This is a genomic window from Ulvibacterium sp., assembly GCF_965248315.1.
Lineage (GTDB): Bacteria > Bacteroidota > Bacteroidia > Flavobacteriales > Flavobacteriaceae > Ulvibacterium.
Genome location: NZ_CBDFIX010000002.1, coordinates 4360257 through 4379718 on the forward strand (window position 1 = coordinate 4360257; position 19462 = coordinate 4379718).

Genomic DNA, 19462 nt, shown 5'->3' on the forward strand with positions numbered 1-19462 from the left:
AAACAAATTTTGGAAAATTTTAATCAGGCATGAACCCGCAGTTTTTCCTTCCTTTTTTTTAGTTTTCTCTCCAGCGAACTACAGGCAGAATCTACTGCTTCCTCAAAGGATTTACACTGTTTTTTTATCATGAATTTATCCTTTGGCACATGCAGTATTATTTCTGCTATTTTGTTCTCCTTAGTACTTGTATTCTCCACTTTTAAATAAACATCCGAATGTATCACCTTATCGTAAAAAGTATCCAATTTGTTCATTCGGTTTTGAATGAAATCCATTAATTCTCCGTTGGCATTAAAATTTACTGATTGCGTGTTTACTTTCATCTGTTCAAATTTTGTTGTTTTTTATAATTTTTAAACCTGTCCGATCCGTTTTGGCGCGTATAGTTTGCCATTGAACATTTCGGCCAACATCAAGATTTGTAATGACTTACTTCATAGGCATATTATTTTAAGATTGTATATTGATTTATGTTATTTCTTTCCTCTTGGATGAGCTGAAGCATGCACTTGCTTAAGTTCAGCAATACTATTGTGAGTATATACTTGTGTAGATGCCAAACTTGAATGACCCAAAAGCTCTTTTACCGAGTTTAAATCCGCACCTTTGTTCAATAAATGGGTCGCAAAGGTATGCCTTAAGATATGTGGACTCTTTTTTACCTTAGAGGACACCTTACTAAAATATCTATTTATTATTCTATAAACAAGGGTTTCATATATTTTGTTGCCTGTTTTCGATAAAAAGACATAATCCTTGTCCATAATGGTATTCAGTGAATTCCTTTCATGAAAATAGGCAACAAACTGCTGCTTTGTTGAGGGGAGCAATGGAATAATGCGTTCTTTATTCCTTTTGCCTAAAACTTTAAGCGTATTTCCATCCAGGTCCAAATCTTCTATTTTCAGATGAATCAGTTCCGTTCTCCTTATGCCCGAAGTATATAATAATTCAATTATTAATTTGTCCCGGATTCCTTCAAACCCCTCATCAAAAGGAATTTGCATCAACACTTTTATCATTTCATCCTCGGAAAAGGGAACCTCAACTTTTTTAGAAGTTTTCAAAGCCTTATGTTTGGCCAAAGGGTTGGTATCGATATTTCCAGTTCTTTGTAGGAATTTGAAATATGCCTTCAAAGAGGCTACCTTTCTATTAATAGATCGGTTTGAAGTACCCAAATCTACTAAGCTTACTATCCAACCCCTGATCTCTTTATAGTCAACATTGTCACTGTCTTTTAGTCCATACTCGGACATACAAAATGAATTGAACGACTTGATGTCCCTTTCATAGGCGAGGACCGTATGATCGGAGTAGTTCTTTTCCAAATAGAGATAATCAACGAAAGATTGGACGGACATGGAACAAAGTTACTAATTCAACACCGATAGTAGCAAAAACAAAAAATCCCATTAAAAAATGGGATTTTCTTATATTGTACAATAGGGTTAAAAGTTTAGATATCTTCCTTATCCCTGAGGCCTTGTATGTATTGTGCCTTTTGAATCTGCTGCCTCCTTTCTACGGATGGCTTTGTAAATTGCTGTCGCTTACGCAACTGCCTCATTGTACCTGTCTTATCAAACTTACGCTTAAATCGCTTTAGCGCCCTATCTATATTTTCTCCTTCTTTTACTGGTATTATTAACATTGGCTACAACCTCCTTTCTTTAAAGTTTAGGATTGCAAATATAAAGGGAATAGTTGAGTTGTAACAAAACTATTTCAAAATATTTTTTGCTATGACCACTTTCTGTATCTCGGTAGTACCTTCTCCTATGGTACAAAGTTTGGCATCCCTATAAAACTTTTCTACAGGAAAGTCCTTGGTATAGCCATATCCACCATGTATCTGAAGGGCCTCATTGGCTACCTTAACGCACATCTCCGAGGCATACATCTTGGACATGGCACTCCACTGGGTCATTTCCCGACCCTCATTTTTTAGGAATGCGGCCTTATGAAGCAGTAGTTCCGAAGCTTCTATTTCAGTGACCATTTCGGCCAATTTGAAAGATATACCTTGAAATTGGCTTATGGGCTTGCCAAACTGGACTCTTTCTTTGGAATATTTCAGAGCGGCCTCGTAGGCCCCTTTTGCTATTCCTAAGGATAAGGCACCAATGGAAATTCTTCCGCCGTCCAATATCTTCATGGACTGGACAAACCCTGCTCCTACTTCTCCCAATCTATTATCATCCGAGATAATGCAATTATCGAAAATTAGTTCAGCGGTCTCGCTTGCCCGCATCCCCAATTTGTTCTCCTTTTTTCCACTTGAAAAACCGGGTGTACCCTTTTCAACAAAAAAAGCGGTCATTCCTTGGCTATCCCCTTTTTCACCTGTTCTCGCTACTACTACTGCAATATCACCACTTATTCCGTGTGTGATAAAATTTTTTGCGCCGTTCAAAATCCAAGAATCCTTATCCTTTACCGCAGTAGTGGCCATTCCTGCCGCATCAGAGCCTGTGTTGTGTTCGGTAAGGCCCCAGGCCCCTATCCACTCTGCAGTAGCCAATCTAGGTAACCATCTTTGTTTTTGTTCCTCATTTCCGAAGGAAAGGATATGGTTGGTGCATAGCGAATTATGAGCGGCCACGGATAATCCTATTGAAGGGTCCACTTTGGAAATTTCCTCAATAATCGCTACATACTCATGATAGCCCAATCCAGAACCACCATATTGTTCAGGTACCAAAACTCCCATGAAACCCATTTCCCCTGCTTTCTTAAAAACTTCTAAAGGAAAGGTTTGGGACTCGTCCCAATCCATAACATAGGGACGTATGTGTTGCTCGGCAAATTCCTTTGCCGAGGCCGCCACCATTCGCTGGGTTTCCGAAAAATCAAAACCTAAGGTAGACATTGTATCCGTAATCATTCTAGCAATTTTTTATAGCGTCAAATATAATTTAATTCTGTCAATCTTGTCCGATGGAAAATCTTCAATTTTGGTCAATTCGTCAAGAGAACCAATACCTCCGTTCATATTCCTATATTCTACTATATGGAGGGCAACCTTCTTTCTAAGATACACCAATTGAACCATCTCTTCTACGGAGGCCGTATTGATATTTATTTTCTTAATATCAGGTTTCTCTATGACCCTAAAACTTTTTAGGGCGATTTTGGCCACATGGGAATCCAGTCCATATACATCAAATAATTGCTCATCTACCAAAAAGCCACCCAAACGATTTCTGAACTTTACTATGCGTTGCGATAGCTTATCTCCTATTCCATGTACGGATTTTAAGTCTTCAACGGTTGCCTTGTTCAAGTCTTTTATTGTAATTGTATTTTGTTCCTTTTCGGAGTTTTTTGGATTCTTGTTCCTTTCAACAGATTTATAATTGTTATTCTGTGTCCATTCCGGAAATCTAAAGTAAGATGAAATTATTGCCAGCAAGGAATCCGACACCAAAGTTACTTGCTGAAATTCTTCTGATGAGTTTACATATAGGTTTTGCTTTCGAAAAACGTGCAGTCGGTTTATTTCATCCACTGACATTCCCAAAGTATAACCCTTATAATCATTTATAAAATTAGGATTAAAAGGGTACACTTTTACCGAATCCCCTTGCAATGCCTTTTCTTTTAAAACATCAACTTTTGACTGTAACCCGATGTCCGCTGAAAATGTACTTCTAGGTTTAGGTATGGGAAGATGCAGGAATAGTACGTACCCTGCTTGAAGAAGCAGTATAATGAGTAGCAAAAAGAAAACCCCGCTTCGCTCCCTTTTGTTGAACCTGAAGTGGGATTTAAAATCTTTCAATGGGCGGTCTTTATTTTCCTAGTGCTTTTATGGCGTTGAGGTAGGTATTCAATTCTTCCCTTACCCTTGGGGCAAGAAGTACCAATCCAATCATATTTGGCACCATCATTGCAAAAATCATGGCATCTGAAAAACCGATGACCGACCCCAAACTTGCAGCAGCTCCGATGATTACAAAAATACAGAAGATTATCTTATAGGTATACTCGGTTCTCTTGCTTCTTCCAAAAAGATAGGCCCAACCCTGAAAACCATAATAAGACCATGAAATCATAGTACTGAAGGCAAATAGGACCACGGCAATTGTCAGCACATATGGGAACCAGGAAATAACGGATTCAAAAGCTCCGGAAGTCAGTAATATGGCTTGGGAATCGTTTAAGGTTGCATTTGCGGCAGTAACATTTCCGGTAATTATCAAAACCAACGCCGTCATTGTACATACCACCACCGTATCCACGAATGGTTCCAATAAGGCCACCATGCCCTCTGAAGCAGGATATTTTGTTTTTACCGCGGAGTGGGCAATGGAAGCAGATCCCACACCAGCCTCGTTGGAAAATGCGGCACGCCGGAATCCCTGCACCAATACACCCACGGCTCCGCCAAGAACGCCCGTAGGACTGAATGCGCCATTGATAATTTGCATAAACGCGTCTCCGATCATATCGTACTTGGATATTAACACAAATAGGGAAGCTCCCACATAAATGACCACCATAAATGGAACAATTTTATCGGTGACTTTGGCTATCTTTTTGATACCTCCAATAATCACTATACCGACCAATATGGCCATCACTATACCGAACAACCACCCTTTTCCATACCAAAAGGATTGGTCCCCCCCCGTAATATTCTCTACCAATTGGAAAGCCTGGTTTACTTGAAACATGTTTCCCCCACCGAAGGAACCACCTATTACGAAAACTGCGAACAAACCGGCTAAAACTTTTCCAAGTCCCTCTAGCCCCTTAGATTTTAAACCTTTCCGTAAATAATACATGGGACCTCCGTAGACCGTGCCATCAGATTCAATATCCCTATACTTTACACCTAGGGTGCATTCCACAAATTTTGAGGCCATGCCAAGGAGTCCGGCCACGATCATCCAAAAGGTAGCGCCAGCGCCACCAATAGATACGGCTATAGCTACCCCGGCAATATTTCCTAAACCAACGGTTGCTGAAAGTGCTGCGGTGAGTGCCTGAAAATGGGAGACTTCACCACTATGCCCTTCGACTGCCATGGTTTGCAGAACATCATCTCCCGGGGTGGGGTCTCCGGCCATGGAAAGAGGTTCATGATGATCCATCTCATCATATTTTCCCCGGACAATATTTATTGAGGTGAAAAAACCTCTGAAATTGATAAGTTTGAAGTAAAAAGTGAAATAGGTCGCTCCGATTATCAAGGGAAACAAAACCCAATATACCTGTATCTCATCACTAAAGGGAATTCGATAAAAAACAAAGTTCACGAACCAGCCTGTAGCACTCCCAAAAGCTTCATCTATTTTTTGATCTAATCCTTTCTCAACGGTTTCCTGCGCTAACGAAAATAAGGGCAATAAAAAAGCAATCAAGGAAATCGGCCGGTACTTCATAATGCGTATTTTTGGTGAGTTACTTTAACGTAAAGCCAGCAATATCTTAAAAATAATCAACCCAGTCAAATTAATGTCTGTATTGTACTAACGGTCAACCAGGCATTTTCTTACCATTGTATAATTATCCAAGGTCTTTCCTGGTTCAGAGATCAGGCTTATTTTGCTAAAATCGGATGGAAAACTTCTTGGTTAGCATACTAGGACGCTTCTATATGAAACATCTCGTTCAATTTTTGAATCTGTTCCGGCCTTCCCAATACAATCACCTTACTTTTAGGTTGCAGTTGCATATCCGCCTCTGGATTAATTATATATTTCCCATCCGGGTCTATATATCCTATAATGGTACAGCCTGTTTTTCTTCTTAGGTCCAAGTCCCTAAGGGAATTGCAATCCACTTGATCGGCAAAATCCTCTATGGCAACCTCTTCAAGGTTGGTAGTATGCCGGCCTTCCATGGAGAGCTTATCCATAAAAGTGATAAGGTCTGGCATTACTACTAACGAGGCCATATGATCTCCACCGATCTTGTCCGGCATAATGACTTTATTCGCCCCGCCGAGGGTTAACTTTTTTTGTGAAGCCACCTGCGAAGCCCTACTGATTATAAACAAATCCTTATTTAACTGACGTGCGCTAAGCACAACGAAGAGATTGGCCGCATCATCTGGTAAGGCCGCTATTAAATATTGTGCTCGCTCAATGCCTGCCTGATTCAATACTTCATCCTCATTGGCATCCCCTTCAACGAAAAGGACTTCATCTTCATGTTTTTCAATAATTTCCTTATTCCTCTCAATGACCACAAAAGGGCGATTATAGGCTTTTAAACGTTCGGCAGCCTGCATACCATTGCGTCCAAAGCCACAAACAATAACATGATCTTTAAGGCTCTTGATCGTATTTCTCACTTTTTTCTTTTTTAGAATTTGCAACGAATTTCTGCTCAGTATATATTCCGTTATAACGGATAGTCCAAATGCAAATATGAAAACACTGGATACAATTAAAATTACGGTAAAAATCTTTCCTTCGATATCCATGGGCCGTACCTCCGAAAAACCAACCGTTGTTATGGTTATAATGGTCATGTAAAAGGCGTCTATCCAGGAATAATCGGAAACATACCTGTATCCCAAAATACCGAAGAGCAATACCGAGACCATTAGGAAGAGCGACAGATATATTTTGGAACGAAAAAGCTTTATCATAATCAAAGGTCGAAAACCGAAGTTCTTTTAGTATGTACAAGATCCTTTATTCTAAGCCAAAAGGCCACAAAAAGATACAGGGCAAATCCAAAGCCCAGGGTAACAAAAGTAAGGTAGATAAAGGAAGTGCGGACCACTCTAGCGCGGATGCCCAACCTATCGGCGATACGTCTACATACTTCAAAACCTCGCTTTTGAAAATAGTAGAGTATTTGGTAGAACAATTTCATTGGCCTAAAATTAAATATTTCTATTTAATATGGTTGCACCCACCACACAGTCCAGACATTTGTTTTTGGTACAATATTCATTATATAACTGCAATAAGGCCTGACTTTCCAAGGCGTTCCGAGCCTCTATCCCATGGCCGCCAAAGCTTTTGACAATGGTATTTTCCTCCTTTTTCAGTTGTGATGCCAGCACAGTGATTTCTTCATTCACCTCCTTTCCCGTATGTTTTGCATAGCAGAATTTTAGCGGAATTATGGTATTAATGATCAGGAGGTCCACAAATATCTTGGTCAATTTTTTCGTACTCCGTTTTGATTCCTTTCCAAACGTAAAATGAGTATCCCAGTAATCACTTGCAGATATGGTAAAAATGGAATAGATATCCGTTATGCTGCCCGCTTCCATGACCTTACTAAATAGATTGGGATGTTTACCATATAAATTTGCTAGTTGGGACAGGCGTATGGTAGGAAAGTTGGCAGGACGGAGTTTAAAGAATTCTGGCCGCTGAACGCCTTCGTCGTTCAGTTGATATTTCGTTTTTAGATAACCGTACTCTTTGGCTAAATTGGTGTAATGGATGTCCGTAATTGAATCATTTTTCAATAAACCGGCCAAGCCAAAAAAAACACTTTCCAGTTTGAAGGGGTCATTTTGAATTTTTCTAATAACGGAAAAATCCAACACTCTACCTAAACTTAAAAATGACTCGCCATTAATTTTGGATCCAAAGTTTTTGAGCAATAAAGCAAAAAGTACATGCTCCCAGTTGTTCCTTGAATCTTTTAATAAATCTTCTACCAGGATCGATTTATTTTCCAATCGTTCAAAATAAAGCCGATCTAACCAATTCTGGAAAGCAAAAGGCTCGATTTGGTCAATATCCTTTTCACAATTAATAAAACGCTTATGCCTTTTTTTAAAGAGGCCTTGGTAGTTGTTTAAAAGATAAGCAGGAATGGATTGCCTAAGTTCCAAGGTGGGGATTTCACTTTCGTCACTTCGAAAAACGGTAGCGTCGTCTTCCCAAACTACATGAAGGATTACCGTGTTATAGTTGGGATCCCTTTCATGACCATGAACGTACCAGTCGGATGATTTTACATGTATCTCTACATTTCCGGCCCAGAGTTGCCCGCCTATATGAATCTTTGCGTTAAAGAAATCGGGACCTGCCAAATGATTGTGTATCCCAACCTCAAGAATCTCAACTTCCTGATCATTTGAAGTAAGGAGGCCCTTCTTAGGGAGTTTCCTGTACTTCCAAATAAAATGAAGCAAATCTTCTCGCATGGATTCTCATTGATTATGGCTTGAATCTAAAAGCAGCTACGATTGCCGATAATTGGTTATTCTGTCAAATCACCTTCCCATTCCAAAATTCCACCTTCCAAGTTATAGGCATTTTCAATACCGATACTGTTCAGTATGGCACAGGCCTGTCTACTACGATTACCACTTCTACAATACACATAATAGTTCTTTTCCTTGTCCAATTTCTCCAATTCGTCAACGAATTCCTGTCCCAAATAAATATCGATGTTCACTGCGTTTGGGATATAACCTTCTTCTACCTCCTCTGGAGTACGTACATCCAATATAAAGGCATTGTCATCATTTTCAAGTTGTTCTTCCCATTCTTCTTGCGATAGATCCATAGTTCAATTACGTTTTAGATTTTTCAAAAGTAGTTCTTTATCTTAAAAAACGTGTTGCGCTTTTTAACAAAAATTTAGCTTGTCATCCTCTAGAAGGTTGAAAAAAACATATACATTTGTATATACAATTGTTGTAGTGGCATGAATGTAGAAGAAATCATAAAGACCGATCGATCAATCGCATTAAATAGCAGGACGATTATTCACTTTATGCTGGTGAACAATAAAATTAACGAAGAAATATCCATGGCATTAAAACCCTACGATGTTTCGCTTCAGCAATTTAATGTATTGCGTATTTTAAGGGGGCAAAAAGGAAAACCTGCCAACCTTTCCACCTTAAATGAACGTATGGTAACAAAAATGAGTAATACGACACGATTGGTGGACAAATTGTTGTCCAAAGGTTATGCCAACCGCAAAACATGTCGGTCAAATCGGCGTAAAGTAGAGATTACCATAACTAAAAAGGGAGAAGAGGAATTAAAAAAAATGGATTTAGCCATGAATAAAGCCGAAAGAAAGATTCTCCAAAATTTCAACCAAAGGGAATTGGAACAATTAAACACATTATTCAATAAATTTTAACTAAAAGTAGAACACTATTAAAACCAAGATCATGAAAAAAAATGTATTAAGTTTAGCATTGGCTATAGTTTTTGGAGCGTCCGCAACCGCTAGTACTCCCATAGATGGAGAAAAAAAGGAAGTGAAGACCAAGGAAAGTAAAGTTACCTGGAAGGCCTACAAAGTAACCGGATCGCACACGGGAACGGTAGATTTAAAGCAAGGTGCCCTAATGTTCGATGGGGATAAATTAACAGGAGGCGAGTTTGTGGTAAATATGGTTTCTTTGATTTCCACGGACTTGGAAGGGGAATACAAGGGTAAATTGGAAGGCCACTTGAAATCAGACGATTTTTTTGGAGTTGAAACTCACCCTACTTCAAAACTTGTCTTTACCAAGGTGAAGTCCTCCGGTAAAAATTCCTATGAAGTAACAGGCGACCTGACCATTAAGGGAATCACTAAACCTGTAACTTTCGATGTCTCCATTTATGGAAACAAAGCCACCGCTACCCTTAAAGTAGATCGCGCAGAATATGATGTACGTTATGGTTCTGGCAGTTTTTTTGATAACTTAGGGGACAAAACCATTTATGATGAATTCGACCTGGTCGTAGATTTGGAATTTTAATAAACTTGACCTCACATTGAAAACCCGCCTAGGCGGGTTTTTTTATTGTACGATTTGATTTGCAGTTTTAAAAATGATTTTTATATTTGACGCTTAATGAAAAATGTGAACGTAAATACTTGGTGGTGGAACAACTTACGACAACGAGCGTGAGCTGAGCATCATTGTAGTAAAAACTATATAAGGCTTGTCATCACGACAAGCCTTTTTTAATTGAGGAATTTTTGATTTCATTTTAATATAATATAACCCGTATGGAAAACTGAGCGTTCAAAGATTTTTCCACCTTATAGAGACAACATTACAATCGTTAAATCATGATATATTCACTCAAGACGTACAATAAAAAAATCCTGGCGGATACCATTACTCCGGTTAGCGTATACCTAAAGATAAGGGATCGGTTTCCTAATAGCATCCTTTTGGAAAGTAGTGACTACCACGCCAACGATAATAGTTTTTCCTATATCTGTTGCAATCCGATCGCCTCTATTGAGGTGGTCAATGAATTAGTGACAGAGCAATTTCCGGACGGGACCCAGACGAAAATTAAAATTGGTCCGGATACCGATGTGGTGGATATTGTTGATACCTTCAGCAAAAAATTTGAAGGAGAAAATAACAGTTTTAAATTCATCAATAACGGGCTCTTTGGTTATATGGCCTATGATGCCGTGCGCTACTACGAAGATATTGAAGTAACAAAAAAGCAGAACTCCATAGCCATTCCCGATATCTATTATGCCGTTTATCAAAATATAATCGCCATTAACCACTTCAAGAACGAAGCCTATATTTTTGCCCATTGCTACAATACCGAAGATAACACGGCCGAGCTTGAACAAATCCTTAATGTTAAAAATTTTGCATCCTACAATTTTTCCAGGGACGGCAAAGTAGTTTCCAACCTCAAGGACGAGGAGTACAAACAACACGTGGTTTTGGCCAAAAAACATTGCCAGCGCGGTGATGTCTTTCAGCTAGTGCTGTCACGAAGATTTTCACAGGGATTCAGAGGAGATGAATTTAATGTTTACCGGGCCCTGCGATCCGTAAACCCTTCGCCCTATTTGTTTTATTTTGATTATGGCGATTTCAAGATTTTCGGCAGTTCGCCGGAAGCACAGCTTGTTGTAAAAAATGGCAAAGCGGAAATCCATCCCATTGCGGGCACCTTTAAACGTACTGGCAATGATGAACAGGATGCTGTTTTGGCCAAAAAGCTTGTGGAGGATGACAAGGAAAACAGTGAGCATGTAATGTTGGTAGATCTGGCCCGAAACGACCTAAGCCGTAACGGTAACATGGTAAGTGTGGAAAATTATCGCGAGGTACAATACTTCTCCCATGTTATCCACTTGGTTTCCAAAGTGACCGGACAAAAGAAAAACGATATTCCTACCATGAAAGTGGTAGCGGATACCTTTCCTGCCGGAACCCTGAGCGGAGCGCCCAAGCACATGGCCATGCAACTTATAGAAAAATATGAAAAAACGAGTAGGGGTTATTATGGCGGAGCCATTGGTTTTATGGATTTCAACGGAAACTTTAATCACGCCATCATGATTCGGACTTTTTTAAGCAAAAACCATCAATTGCACTTTCAGGCCGGAGCCGGATTGGTGGCTGCATCAGACCCGGATAATGAACTTCAGGAAACCTACAACAAACTCGGTGCTTTGAATAAAGCCCTTGAAATTGCAGAAACTATCTAACTATGGAGAAGATTTTGGTAATAGATAACTACGATAGTTTCACTTACAACCTGGTGCACTATTTAGAGGACCTGGATTGTGAGGTAGTCGTAAAACGAAACGATCAATTAACTTTGGATGAGGTAGAGGCTTTCAAAAAAATAGTTCTATCCCCAGGTCCAGGTATTCCGGATGAAGCTGGACTTTTAAAGGAAGTCATTGCGACCTATGCCCCTACCAAAAGAATTTTCGGAGTTTGCTTGGGACAACAGGCCATTGGAGAAGTTTTTGGCGGTACCCTGGTAAATTTGGAGAAGGTGTATCATGGAGTGGCCACTACAATACAAATTGTTGGGGATGATGCTTTGTTCAGAGGCATTCCCAAAGAAATTGAAGTAGGCAGATATCACTCTTGGGTGGTCCATCCCGATTTACCGGAAAATCTGAAGGCAACTTCCTTCGATGAAAATGGGCAGATCATGTCCCTTCGTCATAAGGAATTCGATGTTTGTGCCGTACAGTTTCATCCAGAATCAGTATTGACCCCCCATGGAAAACAAATTTTAGGAAATTGGCTAAATAGTAACCATAAAACCGCAAGATGAAGGAAATACTAAATAGATTGATAAACCATGACGTTCTTTCAAAGAAGGATGCCAAACAGGTTTTGGTCAACATTGCCAAGGGCGATTATAATACCAGTCAGATAGCGGCATTCTTAACCGTGTACATGATGCGGAGTATAACTATAGAGGAACTGGAAGGTTTTCGGGATGCCCTCCTAGAACTTTGTTTAGCAGTGGATCTATCCGATTACAACCCTATTGATCTTTGCGGTACGGGGGGTGATGGCAAGGACACTTTCAATATCTCTACTTTGGCCTCGTTTGTTACTGCAGGTGCGGGCATAAAAGTTACCAAACATGGTAACTATGGGGTGTCCTCAAAATGCGGTAGCAGCAACGTAATGGAATTTTTGGGTATTCGGTTTAGCAATGAAAAGGATTTTTTGGAAAAGTCCATTGCCGATACCGGTATCTGTGTACTGCATGCACCATTGTTCCATCCGGCCATGAAAAATGTGGCACCGATTCGAAGGGAGTTGGCCGTAAAGACCTTTTTTAATATGTTGGGGCCCATGGTGAACCCCGCTTTCCCTAAAAACCAAATGGTGGGGGTATTTAATCTGGAGCTGGCCCGAATGTACGGATACCTTTATCAGAATACCGATAAAAGATTTACGGTATTGCATGCTTTGGATGGTTATGATGAGATTTCGCTTACGGGTAATACAAAAACCATTTCCAATGGCTCCGAGGGTGTGCTAAGACCTGAGGATTTTGGAGTAAATCCTATAGCATCATCGGAAATTGTAGGAGGAGATAGTGTAGAAGAGTCGGCACAAATATTCATGGATATTTTAAAAGGACAGGGCACCGAAGCCCAAAACAATGTGGTCTGTGCCAATGCCGGTATTGCCATTGCCACGGTTGAAAAAAGTAGCCCTAAGGACGGATTTGAAAAGGCCAAGGAATCGCTTTTAAGCGGTAAGGGGCTAAATACCCTGAAAAAATTACAGGAATTGAGCAAAAATTAAAAATTCGGAAGGACTGACAAAAATGAACATACTTGACAAGATAGTGGCCGATAAAAGAAAAGAGGTCGATTTAAAAAGGACCATGGTCCCAATCTCACAATTGGAAAATAGCTTGCTCTTTGGCAGGGAAACCGATTCTTTGGCTTTGTCACTATCAAAAAGTGAAACGGGTATTATCGCAGAACATAAACGACGATCGCCTTCCAAATCGGTCATCAATCAAAAATTAAGCATTCAGGATGTGGCTCTTGGATATGAGAATGCCAGAGTCTGTGGCATGTCTGTCTTAACCGATGGCAAATATTTTGGAGGCTCCTTGGATGATTTAATTTTGGCTAGGTCCGTGGTAGGACTGCCATTATTGCGTAAGGAATTCATCATAGACGAATATCAAATTCTAGAGGCCAAAGCCTACGGTGCCGATGTCATATTATTGATTGCGGCCATTTTGACAAAGGAGGAAATACAGGCTCTTTCAAAATTTGCCAAAAGTCTTGGTTTGGATGTTCTTTTGGAAGTGCATAATGAAACTGAGCTGCAAAAGTCCCTTATGCCCAGTTTGGATATGTTGGGGGTAAACAATCGAAACCTAAAAACCTTTGAGGTAAGCTTGGACACCAGTAAATCGCTGTCAGAAAAGATTCCCGATGATTTTATAAAGGTTTCGGAAAGCGGCATAAGCAATGTGGAGGCCATTAAAGAGCTTAAAAAATACGGTTACCGAGGCTTTTTGATCGGGGAGAATTTTATGAAAACCGATGATCCGGGTAGGAGTGCCACTGAATTTATCACCAACCTAATTTGAAACTTGTACCCATGAAACTCAAAGTATGTGGAATGAAATATAACCCAGGGGAAGTCGCTGCCTTACGGCCGGACTATTTGGGTTTTATTTTTTGGAAGAAATCCCCCCGCTGCTTTGATGGGGAAATTCCGCAGCTACCGCAGGGTATGCAAAAGGTTGGGGTATTTGTTGATGCCAAGCTTGATGAAGTCGTAGAAAAAATCAAAAAATACCACTTAGAGGCAGTACAATTACACGGTAGTGAAAGTCCTGGATTCTGTAAGGAATTGCAACAACAGAATTTTAAGGAGCCCATCCAGATCATAAAGGTATTTTCTATAAAGAATGACTTCAATTTTGATGAATTAAGGCCCTACGAAAATGTATGCGATTACTATCTTTTTGATACCAAAGGAAAACTCCCCGGCGGCAATGGTTATACCTTTGATTGGAAAGTTTTGAAAAATTATCCCTCTACCAAACCTTATTTTTTAAGTGGTGGTATTGGCCTAGAGGAGGTAGAGTCCCTAAGGGAATTTATGAAACGGCCCGAAGCACAGCATTGCTATGCTATTGATGTCAATAGCAGGTTTGAACTGGAACCGGGACTTAAAAACATTCAGGAGTTGAAAGAATTTAAAAAAAAGATTGATGAAAGATGAAATAAATGCGTCCTCTTCTTTGGGGGAAAGGTCGGTCAATAGCGCCTATCATGCTAATGAAAAAGGATATTACGGAGAATTCGGAGGAGCTTTCATCCCCGAAATGCTCTATCCCAATACGGAAGAATTGCGCCAGAATTATATCCGGATCATGGAAGAACCTTCCTTTAAGCAGGAATTTGACCAGCTACTTAAGGATTACGTGGGCCGGCCTACCCCACTCTATTTTGCGGATAGACTTTCTAAAAAGTATGGTGCCAAAATCTATCTTAAACGAGAAGATCTCTGCCATACCGGTGCACATAAAGTAAACAATACCATTGGACAAATTTTGATGGCCAAAAAACTGGGTAAAAATAGGATCATTGCAGAAACCGGAGCGGGACAACATGGTGTGGCAACGGCAACGGTCTGCGCCCTTATGGGCATTGAATGCGTAGTATATATGGGAGAAATCGATATTGCCCGCCAGGCCCCCAATGTAGCCCGTATGAAGATGCTAGGGGCAAAGGTACGGCCCGCCCTTTCGGGAAGTAGAACGTTAAAGGATGCCACCAATGAGGCCATACGCGATTGGATAAACAATCCCGTGGATACGCATTATATCATTGGTTCCGTCGTTGGACCACATCCCTATCCGGATATGGTGGCTCGGTTCCAATCCGTTATTTCAGAGGAAATCAAATGGCAATTAAAGGAAAAGGAAGGCCGTGAAAATCCAGATTACGTCGTAGCCTGCGTGGGTGGAGGAAGTAATGCGGCCGGTGCCTTTTACCATTATTTGGATGTAAAGGATGTAGGGATCATCGCCGTAGAAGCAGCCGGCAAGGGAATCGATTCGGGTGAAAGTGCTGCTACATCCGCCCTGGGCAAGGTGGGTATTATTCATGGGAGTAAAACCTTGTTGATGCAGACCCAGGATGGACAGATTACTGAGCCCTATTCCATTTCGGCAGGTTTAGACTATCCCGGTGTTGGCCCAATGCACGCCCATTTATTTCGGTCGGGCCGTGGGGAGTTTATCTCCATCACGGATGATGAAGCCATGACAGCGGGTCTGGAGGTATCACAACTGGAAGGAATAATTCCTGCCATTGAGACCTCCCATGCCTTCGCTATTTTTGATTACAAAAAATTTAAGAAGGATGATGTGGTGGTAATCAATTTATCGGGCCGGGGGGACAAGGATTTGAGCACTTATATTGACTACTTTAGACTTTAGAAATTAGATACAAGATTTTCGATAGTATAGTCTTATTTCTTATATCTGAAATCTCTAATCTTGATTATGAACAGAATCAACAAAAAATTAAAAGAAGACGAAAAATTGCTATCCATCTATTTCACGGCCGGTTATCCCCATTTGGACGACACCGTGAAAATTATTGGCGCATTGGAAAAAAATGGGGTGGATATGGTCGAAATCGGTTTGCCCTTCAGCGACCCGTTGGCCGATGGGCCTACCATTCAAGAGAGTTCTACGGCTGCTCTCAAAAATGGCATGACTACTGAAATCCTTTTTGAACAGTTAAAGGACATTAGAGAAACCATTTCAATCCCACTAATCATCATGGGGTATTTTAATCCTGTTCTACAATATGGTGTGGAAGCCTTTTGCAAAAAATGCAGGGAAATAGGAATAGATGGACTTATTCTTCCCGACCTTCCCTTTGATGTGTACCAGGAGGAGTATGAGAACCTTTTTAAAAAATATGGGCTCCTTAATGCCTTTTTGATTACACCCCAGACCAGTGATGAGCGTATCTCCCAAATTGATGGCGCCTCGGAGGGGTTTATTTATATGGTCAGTTCTGCCAGTACCACGGGTGCCAAGCAAGGATTCGGTGCGGAGCAAAAGGACTATTTTGAACGCATTGCTTCCCTACATCTGAAAAACCCGCAGATCGTGGGCTTTGGTATTAGTAATGCAGAGACTTTTACACAGGCTACGGAAAAAGCAAAAGGTGCCATTATTGGTTCCGCCTTCATAAAGCATTTGACCCAAAATGGGATTGATTCCATTGCAGATTTTATAAAATCGATTCGGTGCTAAAGGACTTGATCAACCATTGGAAGATTGTTCTTTTACTATGTCTTACTTTGGGATTGGCTCCTTATTTTCCCGAACCCCACGTTGTAGGGAAAATTAAATGGTTGGCTGGCGGGGGCATCGGAATGGGGGTTATGGACTGGTTTGATGTCCTACTACATGGTTTTCCATTTATGCTTCTATTCAGATGGATTATTTTAAGGTTGAAAAATTGAAGAATGTCCTAGATTTGTAAACGAATTTTCTACTTTTAGAATTCCAATTCACACAAATATTCCATGAAAAAAACAACACTGTTTTTTGTCTTTTTGTCCACCCTATCTATTTTTTCCCAGGATACCCTACAACTTAAATCACAGGTTGGTCACAGCATTGATGAGCTTCGAGAATTTATAGCTATTCCCAATGATGCATTGGACCATGCGGACATTAATCGCAATCTCACTTGGTTGACCAAAGCATTCAATACAAGAGGCTTCAATTCCTCCATTCTTCCTACTGAAGGTGAGTCGTTGTTCTTTGCCGCTCTTCCTATGGAAGACGAAAAACCGACTATCTTGTTCTATATGCATTTTGATGGACAGTCCGTGGACCGGACCAAATGGGATCAACCTGATCCTTACAGAACCGTGCTAAAATCCAAAACTGAAGATGGGTGGCAAACTGAATCCTTTGAAGATCTAAACGAAGACCTCAATTATGATTGGCGATTGTTCGGTAGATCTACTTCGGATGATAAAGGGCCTATTGTAATGCTTTTGAACGCCATAGATCTGTTACAAAAAAACGACGTGGAAATCCTGTTTAATATTAAAGTCATTTTAGATGGTGAAGAGGAGAAGAGTAGCAAGCCGCTGCCCAAGGCGGTAAAGGAATATAGGGAACTCTTGGAAGCGGATTTTTTAGTCATCGCCGATGGACCGGTACATGTTTCGGAAAAGCCGACCTTGGTCTACGGCTGTCGTGGAATTACTACAATGACCTTGACAACCCATGGTCCCATAAAACCACAACATAGCGGACATTATGGCAACTATGCCCCAAATCCCGGCTTTTTGTTAGCAGAACTTCTTGCCAGTATGAAAGATGAAAATGGGAAGGTCTCCATAGCTGGCTATTATGATGGAATTTCTTTGGACGACCCTACGTTGGAGGTCCTAAAAAGCGTCCCGGACATCGCGGAAACTATTAATTCCAATCTGGCCATTAGAACTCCCGAAAAAGTTGGAAGTTTTTATCAGGAATCCCTGCAATACCCTTCCTTAAACATTAGGGGATTGGGATCAGGATGGATCGGGGACAAGGCAAGGACCATTGTGCCCGCCGCCGCCACGGCAGAATTGGACCTGCGACTGGTACCGGAAACCGATGGCAATCGCCTAAAAGATCTCGTCAAAAAACACATTGAACAACAAGGATTCTTTATCACTGACACCGTTCCCTCCAAAAAGCAGCGCGCGGAATACGATAAAATAATGACGGTTCGGGAGGGTTCGGTAACGGATGCATTTCGTACGGACCTTGATAATCCATATGGGACTTTCTTAGCAAACACATTAAAAAATGCTTTTGAGGAGGATGTTGTACAGATTCGCATTATGGGCGGTACGGTGCCCATCGCACCTTTTATCAATGAATTGCAGATCCCGGCCTTTATCGTTCCAATGGTGAACCCTGATAACAATCAGCACAGTCCCAATGAGAACTTGAAAATTGGTCAGCTGGCATACGGTATCAAGGCGTTTTATCAAATATTGAGCACCTCACCTAATTGAACAAGATTCTAGGGCGATTTAACTGCCAGTCATTTTGGTAAGGGAAACTTACGGACCATATCGTTTTAAAATAAAATCGAGTTAATTCATATTACAAAAGTGTTATCGCCCAAAACTAGAAGAAATATTGCGCGCATTATCCCTTTTGGGGTTATTTGGTTGATTTTGGGATTGGTTTTCATAACTGTTGAACAGGTTATAATTGACAGTTCGGGCACTTCTTCTTCCAGTGGTATCCGAGTGGATTTCGAAATTCTTGTTTTCGGTTGCCTGGCCGTAACCGGGGTGGGACTTCTGGTAGGAGCCATTGAACTCTTGTTTTTAAACAAGCTATTTGCAAAAAAGAGCTTTCTAAAAAAAATCCTCTATAAACTTATCATTTACTTTGCATTCTCGTTCCTTGTAATCCTGATATTATTCCCAATCGCTGCCGCTATTGAGCTTAACACCCATGTCCTGGATAACCAAGTATGGAAAAAATATCACGGTTTCCTTAATAGTACTGAGTATTTAAGTACATTATTGCAAATAATGGTTTCCTTGGGTGTCTCACTCATGTATGCCGAAATAAGTGATAATATTGGTCATGGGGTTTTGATCAATTTCTTTACGGGAAAATATCATACGCCCAAGGAAGAGGAAAGAATATTCATGTTCGCCGATATGAAATCGTCCACAGCAATTGCGGAAACGTTGGGCCACATAAAATACTTTGAATTGCTAAAGACCTATTACTATGATCTTTCAAGTGCCATAGTCAATAGTTTTGGAGAGGTATATCAATATGTAGGTGATGAGATTGTAGTGTCTTGGAAATTTGAAAAAGGAATACAAAATAACCATTGTATCCAATGCTTTTTCAATATGAAAAGAGATCTCAAGAAAAAATCGGATTGGTACCAAAAGCATTTCGGCATTTCCCCGGATTTTAAAGCCGGCTTTCATTTTGGAAAAGTAACCACAGGTGAAATAGGTGCGCTTAAGAAAGAAATCATTTTTACTGGTGATGTCATGAATACAACGGCCAGAATACAATCCTTGTGCAATGAGCATGAGATTGATATCATTGTTTCAGACCATCTATTAAGCCATCTGAACCTCGGAAAAGGATTTAAGATCAAATCATTGGGAGAGCATATATTAAAGGGGAAGGAGAAAAAAATTAGGATCAGCGCAGTACATCAAAATACGATATCCTAAATGGTA

The 19462-nt window shown here is 40.5% G+C and carries 21 protein-coding genes; 11 read left to right on the forward strand and 10 right to left on the reverse strand.

Translation table 11 applies throughout. The features are described from left to right. Positions 1–23 precede the first annotated feature (23 nt). The 10 genes from hpf to ACP2AF_RS20265 all read right to left on the reverse strand — a co-directional run bounded on the left by hpf (position 24) and on the right by ACP2AF_RS20265 (position 8496). The gene (hpf, locus tag ACP2AF_RS20220) at positions 24–326 is read right to left on the reverse strand and encodes a ribosome hibernation-promoting factor, HPF/YfiA family (protein WP_425237937.1); all 303 of its coding nucleotides are present in this window, start codon (positions 324–326) and stop codon (positions 24–26) included. A 150-nt stretch (positions 327–476) separates the two neighbouring features. Next, the gene (locus tag ACP2AF_RS20225) at positions 477–1367 is read right to left on the reverse strand and encodes a tyrosine-type recombinase/integrase (RefSeq protein ID WP_425237938.1); all 891 of its coding nucleotides are present in this window, start codon (positions 1365–1367) and stop codon (positions 477–479) included. A 95-nt stretch (positions 1368–1462) separates the two neighbouring features. After that, positions 1463–1657 (reverse strand): 30S ribosomal protein S21, encoded by a 195-nt coding sequence (gene rpsU / locus ACP2AF_RS20230; protein ID WP_120713244.1) that lies wholly within the window; start codon positions 1655–1657, stop codon positions 1463–1465. A gap of 69 nt (positions 1658–1726) precedes the next feature. Next, entirely contained in the window at positions 1727–2890 is a 1164-nt protein-coding gene (locus ACP2AF_RS20235) for an acyl-CoA dehydrogenase family protein (protein WP_425237939.1), read from the reverse strand. Between the two features lie 12 nt (positions 2891–2902). Further along, positions 2903–3787 carry a ComEA family DNA-binding protein gene (locus ACP2AF_RS20240; protein WP_425237940.1) on the reverse strand — a complete coding sequence of 295 codons (885 nt, stop codon included), beginning with the start codon at positions 3785–3787 and terminating at the stop codon, positions 2903–2905. Positions 3788–3797: 10 nt separating this feature from the next. Then, positions 3798–5393 carry an alanine/glycine:cation symporter family protein gene (locus ACP2AF_RS20245; protein ID WP_425237941.1) on the reverse strand — a complete coding sequence of 532 codons (1596 nt, stop codon included), beginning with the start codon at positions 5391–5393 and terminating at the stop codon, positions 3798–3800. A gap of 200 nt (positions 5394–5593) precedes the next feature. Then, a complete protein-coding gene (locus ACP2AF_RS20250) occupies positions 5594–6607 on the reverse strand; it encodes a potassium channel family protein (protein ID WP_425237942.1) in 1014 nt (337 codons plus the stop codon). Between the two features lie 2 nt (positions 6608–6609). Beyond that, on the reverse strand, positions 6610–6837 hold the full coding sequence (locus tag ACP2AF_RS20255) for a PspC domain-containing protein (RefSeq protein ID WP_425237943.1): 228 nt from the start codon (positions 6835–6837) through the stop codon (positions 6610–6612). Positions 6838–6847: 10 nt separating this feature from the next. Further along, the gene (locus ACP2AF_RS20260; protein WP_425237944.1) at positions 6848–8131 is read right to left on the reverse strand and encodes a DUF2851 family protein; all 1284 of its coding nucleotides are present in this window, start codon (positions 8129–8131) and stop codon (positions 6848–6850) included. Positions 8132–8187: 56 nt separating this feature from the next. Next, positions 8188–8496, reverse strand: a complete 309-nt coding sequence (locus tag ACP2AF_RS20265; protein WP_425237945.1) for a rhodanese-like domain-containing protein — start codon at positions 8494–8496, stop codon at positions 8188–8190. 141 nt (positions 8497–8637) lie between these two features. Here ACP2AF_RS20265 and ACP2AF_RS20270 point away from each other — a divergent pair, with 141 nt between their 5' ends. The 11 genes from ACP2AF_RS20270 to ACP2AF_RS20320 all read left to right on the forward strand — a co-directional run bounded on the left by ACP2AF_RS20270 (position 8638) and on the right by ACP2AF_RS20320 (position 19456). Beyond that, positions 8638–9084 (forward strand): MarR family winged helix-turn-helix transcriptional regulator, encoded by a 447-nt coding sequence (locus ACP2AF_RS20270; RefSeq protein ID WP_425237946.1) that lies wholly within the window; start codon positions 8638–8640, stop codon positions 9082–9084. A gap of 31 nt (positions 9085–9115) precedes the next feature. Next, entirely contained in the window at positions 9116–9694 is a 579-nt protein-coding gene (locus tag ACP2AF_RS20275) for a YceI family protein (RefSeq protein WP_425237947.1), read from the forward strand. Between the two features lie 317 nt (positions 9695–10011). Then, a complete protein-coding gene (locus tag ACP2AF_RS20280; RefSeq protein ID WP_425237948.1) occupies positions 10012–11409 on the forward strand; it encodes an anthranilate synthase component I family protein in 1398 nt (465 codons plus the stop codon). A 2-nt stretch (positions 11410–11411) separates the two neighbouring features. After that, positions 11412–11993 carry an anthranilate synthase component II gene (locus ACP2AF_RS20285; protein WP_425237949.1) on the forward strand — a complete coding sequence of 194 codons (582 nt, stop codon included), beginning with the start codon at positions 11412–11414 and terminating at the stop codon, positions 11991–11993. Then, positions 11990–12985 (forward strand): anthranilate phosphoribosyltransferase, encoded by a 996-nt coding sequence (trpD, locus tag ACP2AF_RS20290; RefSeq protein WP_425237950.1) that lies wholly within the window; start codon positions 11990–11992, stop codon positions 12983–12985. Before ACP2AF_RS20285 ends, trpD begins: the two co-directional genes overlap by 4 nt. A gap of 22 nt (positions 12986–13007) precedes the next feature. Beyond that, the gene (gene trpC / locus ACP2AF_RS20295) at positions 13008–13790 is read left to right on the forward strand and encodes an indole-3-glycerol phosphate synthase TrpC (RefSeq protein WP_425237951.1); all 783 of its coding nucleotides are present in this window, start codon (positions 13008–13010) and stop codon (positions 13788–13790) included. An 11-nt stretch (positions 13791–13801) separates the two neighbouring features. Then, entirely contained in the window at positions 13802–14431 is a 630-nt protein-coding gene (locus ACP2AF_RS20300; protein WP_425237952.1) for a phosphoribosylanthranilate isomerase, read from the forward strand. Next, on the forward strand, positions 14421–15653 hold the full coding sequence (gene trpB / locus ACP2AF_RS20305; RefSeq protein WP_425237953.1) for a tryptophan synthase subunit beta: 1233 nt from the start codon (positions 14421–14423) through the stop codon (positions 15651–15653). The genes ACP2AF_RS20300 and trpB overlap by 11 nt, the downstream gene beginning before the upstream one ends. A gap of 66 nt (positions 15654–15719) precedes the next feature. Continuing rightward, positions 15720–16484, forward strand: coding sequence for a tryptophan synthase subunit alpha (gene trpA, locus ACP2AF_RS20310; RefSeq protein ID WP_425237954.1), 765 nt, complete (start codon positions 15720–15722; stop codon positions 16482–16484). Between the two features lie 275 nt (positions 16485–16759). Next, positions 16760–18256, forward strand: a complete 1497-nt coding sequence (locus ACP2AF_RS20315) for a M20/M25/M40 family metallo-hydrolase (protein ID WP_425237955.1) — start codon at positions 16760–16762, stop codon at positions 18254–18256. A gap of 99 nt (positions 18257–18355) precedes the next feature. After that, positions 18356–19456, forward strand: a complete 1101-nt coding sequence (locus ACP2AF_RS20320) for an adenylate/guanylate cyclase domain-containing protein (RefSeq protein WP_425237956.1) — start codon at positions 18356–18358, stop codon at positions 19454–19456. The last annotated feature ends 6 nt before the right edge of the window (positions 19457–19462 follow it).